Genomic DNA, 12591 nt, shown 5'->3' with positions numbered 1-12591 from the left:
TTGATATGAAGTTCTATAAATTAGGGTTATTCTTCTTCGCACTCATTGGATATTCAATGGTATATCGCGGATCATTCTGCTGAAGAATATACTCTTTGCCACTAATAATATGGCTTATTTTTTTCTGATTTGCTCTTCTTAAGTCGAACCATCTTTGTCCTTCCAAAGCAAATTCTCTGAATCTCTCATCCAGAATAAAGGTCATAAATGCTGTAGAATCCATTAAGTTTACTGCATTTTGTACTGAAGTATATCCATCCGGAGTATATCTATTTTTTAATACTTTCAGAAGTGTTTCTTTAGCTTCAGCCAGTTTGTTCAACTTTAATAATGCTTCAGATTTTATAAAATACTGCTCTGCAGTTCTGAAAGACACTTTGAATTCTAAACTTCCTCCTTTGGTGATTTTATACTTACTACCATTTTTTTCAAAATACATGCCAAACCTTTTATCTGCAGTAGAATTGTATGAAGAAATAAGTTCCGGAGATGCAAAAGATAAGTTCTTTATAGAGTTATCCCATGTATTATCCAAAGCCATAATAGATTCCGGAGAAGCATAATGGTTGGGTGGAGTGTTGACCGTATTTAAATTGCTCAACTCTCCTTTTACTGCCAATACCTGATCTGCATAGTTTAAAGCCTTATTCCAGTCTCCTTCATATAGAGCAGCTCTTGCCTCAAATGCCAGCAATGCTGTTTTTGAAAATCTATAATTGACTCCCAGTGCCTGCTTCTGCTCTACCATCAGATCCTCAGCCTTTTTAAGGTCTGCATGAACCTGTGTGTATACTTCCTGTACAGAAGATGGCTTCAATACCTGCTCAAGATCAATCTCAAGATTGATAGGAACTCCTCTGTCCGTAGAAGCTGTAGCACTATTGTACGGCTTTCCATATAAATTCACCATATCAAAATACAGGTAAGCACGAAGAGCATACGCTTCTGCTAAAATCTGATTCTTTTCAGGAGAATCCTGCATGGTTTTGCTTCCTTCATTGATAATTTGATTCAGATAGAAGTTCACGGAATAAAAGCTTACCCATGGAAATTCTGTAGATGCCTGATCATTATTAGCATCTTTCCACATTGCCATTTCACGATAGGAAATAAAATCTGCCGAATTATCATCAATATTCACCTCATCAGTACGAAGGGCCACCAGTGATTTGTGAACAGGATATTTTGAATATGCAGATGTAAGGACTTTTCTATAGTCTTCAGTAGTCGTAGGAATCACTTTCCCTTCCGGCTGAATATCTAAAAACCTGTCGCATCCGATACTGATAAAGCTGATTGCTGCAAGTGCTATGATTGCTGTAATTTTTCTCATTTTTCTCAAGTTTTAAAAAGAAACATTAAATCCTACGGTCACCGACTTGGTGATAGGCTGTGCATAAATATTACCATAGGTTTCCGGGTCGAAATATCCTTTATATCCGTTACTGAATACAAACAGGTTACGTCCTTCAACACTCAGTCTCAAACTACTGATTCCCATCGGATTTGTAAATTCTTTAGGAAGTGTATACCCCAAACGGATACTGCTGATTCTGATATAGCTGATTTCTTTTGCCCATACATCCAGTAAGCTGTAAGCATTTGAACGGTTTCCGGTAAACCATTTATTCGCCATCCATCCGTCCGGGTTAGCTTCCATATCAGGACTTGTAATTCCCGGAAGCGAACCTCCAGCTTCATAAATATCTCTTGTGTAGTTTCTTCCTCTGTCCAGCTCCATACCTCGGTAAGAAGGTGTTCTCATTACCGTCTGCTTCAGGTTGAATGTTGCAGAGATGGTAAGGTCAAAATTACTTACTTTAAATGTGTTGATAATACCTCCGGTAAACTTAGGATCTCTGTCTCCCACATAAGTAAACAGACTTCTTAGCTCCGCATTTGAAAGTTTGGTATCAACAAGCTGCCCTGGTAGGAAATCTGCATATACATCATATAATTTAAAGAATTCTGCTGCTGAAATCTTCTGATCTCCTTTCCAGAATAATGGGTTTCCCTGTTCATCCATTCCTGCGGTTTTCAAAGCAAAAACAGCATTTACAGGAAGTCCTTCTCTTGATGGAAGCAATGCATTATCACGCGGCTGCTCGCTCAATACTCTACTCTTGTTGTGAGCAAAGTTGATGGTGGTTGTCCATTTGAAATTATCATGATTGATGTTTCTGGTAGATATGGCCAATTCAAAACCTTTATTGGTTAAGCTTCCCCAGTTCATCATCGTATATTCAAAACCTGTTTCCAAAGGAGTTTCTTTCATACTGATCATATCCGTTCCTTTTCTGCTGTAGACATCAGCGGTAAGGCTTACACGGTTATTGAACAATCCTAAATCAAGTCCTAAGTTGGTATTGGTAGTTTTTTCCCATCTCAGTTTATCGTTCGGAGGGCTGAGAACATTGATAATGGATTCTTTTCCTCCCGGAAGAATTGTAGCATCATTATATTCACCGATAAAGAATGGCGAGGTGTTTCTGTCAATATTTCCCTGAAGACCATAAGATGCTCTCAGTCTAAGGTTGGATACCGCAGAAATATTTTTCATAAAGTCTTCCTTCGTTACCAGCCATGATCCTGAAACGGCCCAGATTGGAAGGTATTTATACTTTTTGTTAACTCCAAACAGGTTAGTACCATCATATCTCACACTTCCAAAGAATGTATATTTCTGATCATAAGTATAAGAAGCTGTAGCAAACATAGACGCATAAGCATTCTCTATAGGAGCTGCTTCACGGTAGGTTTCATATCTTTTATCCGCTGCAAAACTTGAATTCGGGAAAACGATTGCTGTGACTCTTCTTGTTGCAGGATCGTATCCGAAAGCTCTCGTGATAGTCGTGTTATCTTCTGTTTTACGGATTTCTGTACCAGCCATCAAATCAATTTCATGCTTATTGATTTTTGTGCTGTACGCTGCCTGCAATTTCCAATTGTATTGGAAGAAATCATTATCCCAGTTTTGTTTTACCGCACCAGCCGGTAGAAAGTAATTGTATTTACCGTCTTTATAGTAACGGGTATTTTCTCTCATTTTTCTGGTGAAGTAGGTATTCTCTGCTGCAAATTTCTCTGTTTTATTAGCATCATACTGAAGGCCTAACTGAGAGGTAAATCTTAAACTTTTTGAAGCTTTATATTCTAAATCTAAAATCGCTTTCAAAGAGTTATTTTTCAGTGAATAGTTGGTATTCTCTCTTTCTTCCAGGAAGTTGAAAGGAATATAACGGTCTTCAAAACCATCCATATCTTTATCATAGTTGTAACTTCCGTCTGCATTAAAAGGTCTCAGATATGGATTGGCATTTCTTGAATAGTTAACCGGGTTTATTGAAGCATCAGCATCCGTTACAAAAGAGGTACGTTCACTTTGCGTTCCGAAAATAGAGATTCCTGCATTTAACTTATCGCTTAATTTGTAGTTGTTTTTTAAAGTCAGGTTATAACGCTTAAAACCTGTACCGATAGTTGTTCCTTCTTCATCATAGTATCCCAGGGAGAAATAGTAATCTGCGCGGTCACTTCCTCCGGAAACACTTAATCCGTATTGTTTGTTGATGGCATTTCTGTACAACAGTTTGCCCCAGTCTGTATTGCTATTTCTTAAACCGTTAATCTGTTGGCGAGTCAATGAATTCAATGCATCAAAACCTCCGTTTCTGAAAGCATCAAGCTGGCTATTTTGAGTCAGAATTCTCATTACTTCTCCTTTATCTGCACGGTACGTAAGATCTGCACGCTTGGCAAGCATCAATTCCAGATCTACTTTTTCAGAGGCATTTAAAAGGTTTAGTTTATCAAAGTCAGGACGTGATGTCACAAAAGTATCTGCTGAGAAGTTCAGTTTCAGACTTCCTTTCTTTCCTTTTTTAGTGGTAATGGAGATAACTCCATTGGCTGCTCTTGCTCCATAAATAGCTGTTGCTGCAGCATCTTTAAGGATGGTAATATCTTCAATATCGTTAGGGTTCAAACCTGCGATAGAAAAGTTCTGAAGCTGGTCAATATTGTCTTTATCCGTAAAGTTCGGTACATCATTTCCTTCTAACGGAAGACCGTCAATTACCCATAGCGGGTCCTGAGGACCGGAAAGAGAAGCTGTACCTCTGATTCTGATCTTCGCCGGACTTCCCGGAGCTCCCGTTTCAGGAGTTACTGCCACACCGGCAATCTGTCCTGCCAGCATCTGGTCTACACTGGCAACACCAGCCTGGCTGATGTTGTCCATTTTCACTGTAGAAACCGCTGAGGTCTGCTTACGCTTTTCAATTTTCTGATATCCGGTGATGATAACTTCCTGGATTTTATTTTTATCCGAAATCTCAGAAGTCAATCTGATGGTATAGTTGGTCTGCCCTTCGTTAAGCTGAATGACTCTGGATTCATACCCAGGATAACTTACCGATACCGTTTTTGTATCAGCAGGGATTTCCAATATAAATTTTCCGTCCTTATCTGTCACTGTACCTACAGATACACTTTCGATAATTCCTTCTAATTCTGTTTTTGTAGAGACCGACTGTGTCTCGATTTTTATAGATGCACCGGTAATAATGTTAGATGTATTTGCATCTTCAATTTTCCCGGTGATGGTTTTCTTTTGCTGGGCCATTGCTATATTAGCAGCCAAAAGAGGTAAAAGTATTAGAGTTTTTTTCATTGCCGTTTATTTGTTTAAAGCCTCTTGTATACGAATGATTAAATCTGTGTAATGTGCTCTGGAAGCATCATCACCTCTGTACCTTGTTCTGTTCAGTAAGTCCAGAACTTTCTGAAGCTCTGCTCTCTTGTAAGTTGTCACTTCAGATACTCTTTTCATAGATGAATAATTGATATTCCTCAAACCGTGATCATCTTCATGGAAATTACAGATGGTCGGGATATTCAAAGTATCATCTACTTTCAATCCTTTCACTGCCGTCTTTTCAAATAGTTTGTTTACCGAAACAATCAAAGCATCCACATAGTTTTTCTGGGTCATCTTTTCAAGCATTGTAAGGCTTCCTTTTTTACTGAAAATGGCTGTTCTTACCTGATCAAATAAATTTTCAACGGTGTAAATCTCTTCTTTAGATCCTGAAACCTGGTGTTTCATCTCGTTTTCAAGTAACCTCAACAATCTGTCATCCATCAATAAGGAGTAGATAGTTCCATATTGCATTCCTCTTGCCAGGGTATACGGCGTCTGCTCGAATGGTCCCATTGGTGAATCTTTAACCGGATATGTCTTTTCTGTAATCGAATTAAAGAATAACCATTCCGGAAGATTGATTGCATTTTTAACAAGATAATCAACCGCTCTTCTCTGAATTTCTGCAGGTACCGCTTCGTAAGCTTTCTTCTTATTACCAAAAACAGTATTGTTCAGATAAATCCCTCCTACATTCGCCATCACATGACCTGTATACAAATCCCACTGCCCGATCACTCCCAGATACAGTTTTCCGGCATCTGTATATTCTTTACCATCTTCATAGGTCCATTTCAAGAGGTTGTTAATCACCACTTTCAGGTTTTTGATTCCGTATTCGCTGGCTTTCATCGCATCATCACCTAAATCTTCAGACTGCGAACGCGGATCAATGGTTTCCAGGTAGCTCTGCTGCTCACCGTAGAAATACATCGGGTCATCTTCGTGTTTTTCAATTAAGTTTTTCAGTGCTTTTTTCTCTACGAATTCATCCGGATACCAACGGTACCCCCACTCTATGGCATATTTATCATAAAGACCAATTTTCGGAGTGATTGCTGTAACGCCATCTTCCGGCTGAGCTACATAATTGTAACGTGCATAATCCATAATGGAAGGTGCCGTACCGCCCATTTTGTCTGTAAATTCTTTGGAACGAAGCGACTCTACCGGGAATGCAAAGGATGCTCCCATATTGTGCTTCAATCCGAAAGTGTGTCCTACTTCATGAGATGAAACAAAACGGATGGCTTCCCCCATATGTTCATCACTGAATTTATTTCCTCTTGCTTTTGGATCAATAGGCCCTGTCTGAATTCTCATCCAGTCATGAAGAGAAGTCATTACATTATGCCACCAGATGATATCTGCTTCGATAATTTCCCCACTTCTCGGGTCTACTACTGATGGTCCCATTGCATTTGACTTTGGCGAAGCGGCGTAAGTAATCACAGAATATCTTACATCATCAATATCAAAATCTTCATCTTTCTCATCCGGCATTTTCGCAATCACTGCATTTTTGAATCCTGCCTGCTCAAACGCCGCCTGCCAGTCATGTACTCCGGCAATGATTTTCTCACGCCATTGTTTTGGAGTTGCCGGATCGATATAATAAACGATCGGTTTCTTAGGCTCTACCAGCTCTCCTCTTAAATATTTTTCTTTATCTTCATCTTTAGGTTCAAGATTCCATTTAGTAATGAAAAACTTTTCATCCATTTTTTGCTGGTTGTCATTAAACGACCAGTGTTTTTCAGAGAAAAATCCTACTCTTGAATCCGCTACTCTTGGTTTCATCGGTATTTTAGAAAGCAGAACCAGATTGGTTGTAACGCCTAAAGTTACCGGAAGATCTACCCCACCCTCATTGACAGAAGTAGACAATTGAGATTTCACCACAAGGTTTTTAGGAAATGTTTTCACTCCTTCTATATAAGAAAGACTTGATTTCACAGATCCTCCCAATCCTACATTGCCCAACACATCGTTAAAACTTTTCTGATTCCCATCAAAAACTTTGTTCACTTTAATGGCTACCGCTGTAGAGTCATTATTTTGTGCCTCAATGTCAAAAACTTCAATAACAGATTCTGAAAAGTTGTCTTTTACAGATTTTGTAATGGCATCATTTTTTGGAGATGACACTTTAGGCACCACCGTTTTTACCCATACTTTTTTAGCTACAGGATCGCGGTGAAAAGAGATGACCTTATTTTCATAATTCATTCCTTTGTTTAAACCTGCCTCATTAACCTGCATAGGTACCTGAGAAAGTTTGTTAACCACCAAAAACTGACGTCCCATCAAACTGTCAGGAATTTCAAAATAAATATCCGTCTTTACCTGAATGGTATTAAAGAGTCCTTTTTTATAGGTTCCCTTTTTAATCAGGTCTTCAATTTTTTTTGTTTTCTTTGACGAGGAAGCGTCTGTCTTGTCTGTTTTCTCCTTATTGACCTTTACTGTATCTTTATCTTTCTTCTGTGCTATTGCCATTGGTGAAGCCATAGCAAGACCGAGATACAGTGCGAGCCTGTAATTCTTCATTAAAATAGTCCGATTCATTCCAAATAGTAAATATCTTAGTTTCAGTAAGCAAAGCTATAGGTATCGTGAATCATATATATAATATTAGGGAGTGAATGGTGATAATTCGGGAGTGAATGGATTTTATTTTTACTCCATTAAAGGCAAAAAACATACGAAATATTCACCATCTACAGAAATATGAAGAAGATTATTCTTAAAATATCCATAAATTTGATTCAAATAATCAATTCCGAATTTCTCTCCCTGTACTGTTTCTTCTTTAGGTTGCCAGGTATTCTTTACCGTAATCCCATTTTCATCAACGGTAATGATGATTTCCAGAGGCTGATCTATGGTTGCAATATTGTGTTTGGTTGCATTTTCCGTGACAATCTGAAGAGATAAATAGGGAATTCTTTTTTCCAGACTTTCCGGAGCATTAATAATCAATTCAAACTTCAATTCTTCATCAAACCTGCTTTTCAGAAGTTCCATGTATTGCTGTATAAATTTAATTTCCTGCGAAACCGGAACAATATTATCTTTAGGAGGCACTATAAGATACCTGTAAATCTTAGAAAGATTCATGGTAAACTTCTGTGCATTTTCCTTATTAATCCCGATCAGCATATAAAGGGAATTCAATGAATTGAAAAGAAAATGTGGATTGATATTATTTTTAAGCTGCTGAAGCTGATTGATCACTTCTGCTTTGTGCATCTTTTCGTTCTCTACTAATAATAAATTCTTCTCAGACTGTATTTTTTCTTTTTCCTGATACGCCAGGCTGGTTGCTCTCTGGAACAATATGAATACCGTTACAATGAGAAACAACGCTGCCAGAAAAATATAAACAGTATAGGTTTTTATCTTGCTGATATTTTCGTCAATAATAAAATTCACATGATTCACTACCGTATATCCATCAAAATTATCAGTCTTCAATGGCTTTATAAAACGTGTTACCTCCACTCCAAGATATTCTGAAACTGCTGTTCCTTTGGTATATCCTGCTTCAGTTTTGCTGGTCAGTGTATCATTAGCTTTAATATCTGTAAAGTCAAAAATATTCTTCCCAATATATTTTTTTTCCGGATGGGTAATACAGATTCCTTCTTTAGTAAAAACATAGGCGTAAGTATTGGAACTTTTATCCACGTTAATAAAATATTGATGAAGGTCATCCAGGCTCACGGTAGAGCCATAGTACAATTTGTTTTTATCAGGCAGTACCAAAGAATCGTAACTAATCCAATACATGCTGTCCTTTTTGGTAAGCAAAAGGTCTTTGAAATGTCCCGGACCGTTATTTTTTATCACAATAGAATTCTCTTTATGATCTGTCTTCTTGAAAATATCAGATAAGGGATTATTGCTCTCAGACTTTCCTGAGTCACTGTTTTCATAATAATACCAACTATAAGGCAATAGATTCCTTTTTTTGTTTAAATCATTTAAAACCAAAGAATAATCCTTATAATTCTTCAGACCGTCTTTCTGAATCAGTGCACGAAGCAGATATTGATAATCCTCAATATTTCTGAATTCATGTTCTATGGATTCATACTTTCGGAAGAATGTTTTCTTTGCGAAATCATCGGTATTTTTACGGCTGTCTTCAGTGATCAGAAGACTCAGAACAGCAAATGCTGCCACAGCAATCAGGCAGGCAGACAAAGCAGTAATATAAATGGACTTTTTGGATAAAGCGTGCTTAAAATTAATAATCAAATTCTCTAAATTGTAGGTTCCTCAACATATAAATTATTCGTTTGCAAAGATATAACAAAGATTTCAGGACTGAAAAGTGAATTATTTTTATCTTTAAAACCACCATTATGTAAGCTTATTCTTTAAACAAAAACATGTATTTTCAGCTATTTATTTCAAAAAAAATAAAAAAACTACCAAAAATATGGTAGTTTTAATGTATTCAGATTCTAACTTTTTCTACAACTTTCTTACTAATTCTTCGGTATTCAGGATGGTGGCAAATTCTTCACTAAGATTAGCTAATGCCATGAGATGAACCAATTCTGCTTCATATTTTTCTCCATGTATCCCTACTCTGTCAAAAGCTGCCGTAGCATCAGAAATCACATAGGTTTCATATCCAAAATTTCCCGCCATTCTTGCTGTAGTGGAAACACAATGATTGGTCGTAATTCCCAGAATTACCACAGTGTCTATTTTCTGAAGATCTAATTTTTCTTTCAGATCCGTTCCTATAAAGGCACTGTTGACATTTTTTGTAATAACACATTCGTCATCCTGAGGTAAAACATGATCATTAAATCCAAATCCAGGATTAGATTCATGCAGTTTGGATTTACTATTGGTTGAGCTGTGCCTGATGTGAAATACCGGCAAATTCAGGTTCCGCCATGTTTCCAATATTTTTCCGCTTAATTTTTCTGCTTCTTTGTTATTTCTGTTTCCTCCCCAATAGTTTTCATCAAGAAATCCTTTTTGAATATCAATAAGAAGCAGTGCTGGTTTTTTATCTCGTAACTTCATCTGTTTTTATTTTATACATCATTGGAAAAGTCTGCTCATAAGAAACTTATTATATTCATCTTTCATAGGAGAATCAAAGAGATCGAATACATGCAGCGCACCGGGAATTACCCATAATTCTGTTTTCACTCCTGCTTTATATAAGAGCTGAGCATATTCTATATCTTCATCTCTTAAAGGATCCAACTCACAGGCAACAATGGTAGTTTGTGGCAACCCGGAAAAATTATGGTAAGATGTAAGGTCCGAATATTGAATGCTTTTATCTTTATTTTCTTCGCCCAGAAAATGCAACCAGGCTGTCTTTGCGTAATTTTTATTCCACAGTGGAATATCCGTAAACTCCTCCATTGAAGGAGTATTCAGCCTGTTGTGAATGACAGGATATAGTAAGAACTGATGTTTTATATTTTTAATATGATGATCTGCTGCCATCTGAGTTACCGCCGCTGCCAGATGTCCGCCAGCACTTGCCCCGAAAACAGTGATATGATCAGAATTAATCCCAAGCTCAGAAACACCATGTCTTATGATCCATTGTAAAGCATCAAAACCATCTAAAACAGGAATGGGAAACCGGTATTGGGGAGCCAGCCTGTAATCAACAGAAATAATAGTTGCCTTAAGTATATCTGCAATTTCAAACATATGGTTATCCACCTGCTCCGGCAATCCGAAAACATATCCTCCTCCATGAAAGTAAAGAAGAACCTTGTCATGGTTGAAATCTTCAGGCTGGTATACGTGAAGTCTGATCCCGTATCCATCTTCTGAACTTGGTATAAAAATATCTTGCACAGCAATATGATCCGGTTTTTTAAAAGGATGTGCTTTCGTAAATTCTTTTCTTTCCTGCTGAATAATTTCCGGGCTATTCAAAAATAAATTTTCATCAATTTCCAACGAATAAGGAACATTTTCAATGCTATTTTTCAAATCAATGTTAATTCTATCAAAATTCATAATATCTCAAATATTTTATACTAAACAAGTCACAAAACCATTTTTCATCAGAATATGTCCTGTTTTTATTTGTAAATTTACCTATCAACATTATGCTTTCCAAGCGTACAAATGATTGTCTGGAACGAACAAAAATGTAAGTATGAGTATTAAAGAATCATCCACCAATAATGAAAATAAGAAAACACTGGAGTACAGCTGTTCAGAAATATATGCCGTGAATCTGATCAGTGGCCGCTGGATACTTTCCATCTGTTATCATCTCAAACATGGGAAACTGAGATTTTTTGAACTGAAAGATAAGATCCACAATATCTCAGAAAGAATGCTTACCCTTCAGCTGAAAAAAATGGAACAGGAAGAGCTTATCACTAAAAGAGTATATGCAGAAATTCCCGTAAAAGTAGAATATGAGCTTACAGAAATTGGTAAAAAACTGATTCCGGTTCTGAATCAGCTTGAAGTATGGGGCAACGAACATAAAAAAGTGAAGAAAAAATAGGTTAAATTCTGAATACTTTTTTAAAGAAAAAGTCTAAAGAACAACATTTATTTTATACACAAACCGAAAGACAAAAAAAACAGGCATAAGTCTTAAAGTTAGTTAATATCGTCATTCAGACCACAGATTCAGCGTGCTATATTTTTAAAATTAATTATCTTCGCCTACAAATCTTATTTGAAAATGAAGAAGATCATCTCCGGGATATCTATTTTTTGTGCCATCGCGATCTCTGCTCAGGAAGCGATCCAGTTTCAGGAGCTCCCATTCAAAGATATTATTGCAAAAGCCAAGAAAGAAAAAAAATTGGTTTTTATTGATGCATATGCTTCGTGGTGTGGTCCATGCAAAATGATGGAAAAAAATGTATTCACGCAGAAAGCAGTAAGTGATTACTACAACACCAACTTCATTAATGCAAGATTTGATATGGAGAAAGGAGAAGGAAGAGACATTGCTTCAAAATTCGGAGTACGTTCCTACCCTACTTATCTTTTCCTGAACGGTGAAGGAGAACTTGTTTCCAGAAATACTGGGTATATGGAGGAAAGTCTTTTTGTGGCAATGGCACAGGACATTAATTCACCCGGAAATAAAAAAGGTTCTCTTAAAGACCGTTTCGCCAGTGGGGAAAAAGACCCGGAATTCCTGATCAACATTATGAAGCTTAATGCTAATTCAGATTATGAATTCGCAAAAAAAGCTTCTGAAAGATATTTCCAGAATAAAAAGAAAACTGAAGAGCTTACAAAGGATGAAATTGGATTTCTTCTTTACTTCGTAAAGTCATCAGAAGATACCAACTACAATGTCTTTGCATCCCGAAAAGCAGAGATTATTAAATATCTTCCTGAAGAAACTTATACCGAATTTGATGCTCAGCTGAAGTTAGGAAAAATAGTAGAACAGTCTATTGATGATAAAAATAAAAAAATCAACGATGACTATTTCATGAAAACTGCCGAACCACTGGTTGGAAAAGAAGCTGCAGTCAAAAAACTGAATCAGACGAAGCTCAGCTATTATGAACAGAACAGTAATTTTCCTGAATACGAAAAAGCCGCTTTAGACTATTATAAAAATTCTGATGCCTTTGATCCTAACGAGATCCTGAGAGCAGCATGGATATTCGCAGATCATGTGAAAACACCTGCTTCACTGAAAAAAGCAACAGAATGGGCAGAAAAATCTGTCATGAGAAGCGAAACTTCTGAAAACACTTACATTCTTGCTAAACTCTATTATCTTACAGGAAATAAAGAAATGGCAAAAAATTACGCTGAAATGTCCAGAAATATGGCAGTTCAGGGCAATAAAGATTCTCAACTGGCAGATGAATTATTAAAGCAAATAAAATAAACATTAATACTGG

Annotated in this window: 8 protein-coding genes; 2 read left to right on the top strand and 6 right to left on the bottom strand. The window is 36.8% G+C overall.

Annotated elements, in window-relative coordinates; translation table 11 throughout:
* Positions 1-13 precede the first annotated feature (13 nt).
* The 6 genes from ACMA47_RS07500 to ACMA47_RS07475 form a co-directional block, all read right to left on the bottom strand.
* On the bottom strand, positions 14-1333 hold the full coding sequence (locus tag ACMA47_RS07500; protein ID WP_413929301.1) for a RagB/SusD family nutrient uptake outer membrane protein: 1320 nt from the start codon (positions 1331-1333) through the stop codon (positions 14-16).
* A gap of 12 nt (positions 1334-1345) precedes the next feature.
* Positions 1346-4675 (bottom strand): SusC/RagA family TonB-linked outer membrane protein, encoded by a 3330-nt coding sequence (locus ACMA47_RS07495; protein WP_413929300.1) that lies wholly within the window; start codon positions 4673-4675, stop codon positions 1346-1348.
* 6 nt (positions 4676-4681) lie between these two features.
* The gene (locus ACMA47_RS07490) at positions 4682-7255 is read right to left on the bottom strand and encodes a zinc-dependent metalloprotease (RefSeq protein WP_413929459.1); all 2574 of its coding nucleotides are present in this window, start codon (positions 7253-7255) and stop codon (positions 4682-4684) included.
* Positions 7256-7384: 129 nt separating this feature from the next.
* Positions 7385-8968 carry a histidine kinase gene (locus ACMA47_RS07485; RefSeq protein WP_413929299.1) on the bottom strand — a complete coding sequence of 528 codons (1584 nt, stop codon included), beginning with the start codon at positions 8966-8968 and terminating at the stop codon, positions 7385-7387.
* 219 nt (positions 8969-9187) lie between these two features.
* Positions 9188-9754, bottom strand: a complete 567-nt coding sequence (locus ACMA47_RS07480) for a cysteine hydrolase family protein (RefSeq protein ID WP_413929298.1) — start codon at positions 9752-9754, stop codon at positions 9188-9190.
* A gap of 18 nt (positions 9755-9772) precedes the next feature.
* On the bottom strand, positions 9773-10717 hold the full coding sequence (locus tag ACMA47_RS07475; RefSeq protein ID WP_413929297.1) for an alpha/beta hydrolase: 945 nt from the start codon (positions 10715-10717) through the stop codon (positions 9773-9775).
* Between the two features lie 142 nt (positions 10718-10859).
* On the opposite strand from ACMA47_RS07475, the gene ACMA47_RS07470 reads away from it, so the two are divergent.
* Positions 10860-11219 (top strand): winged helix-turn-helix transcriptional regulator, encoded by a 360-nt coding sequence (locus ACMA47_RS07470; RefSeq protein WP_413929296.1) that lies wholly within the window; start codon positions 10860-10862, stop codon positions 11217-11219.
* A gap of 183 nt (positions 11220-11402) precedes the next feature.
* Positions 11403-12578, top strand: a complete 1176-nt coding sequence (locus ACMA47_RS07465; protein ID WP_413929295.1) for a thioredoxin family protein — start codon at positions 11403-11405, stop codon at positions 12576-12578.
* The last annotated feature ends 13 nt before the right edge of the window (positions 12579-12591 follow it).

This window comes from Chryseobacterium sp. T20 (assembly GCF_047345655.1).
Taxonomy (GTDB): Bacteria; Bacteroidota; Bacteroidia; order Flavobacteriales; family Weeksellaceae; genus Chryseobacterium.
The sequence above is the reverse complement of the archived record's forward strand: the minus strand, read 5'-3'. Positions and strand labels throughout refer to the sequence as shown.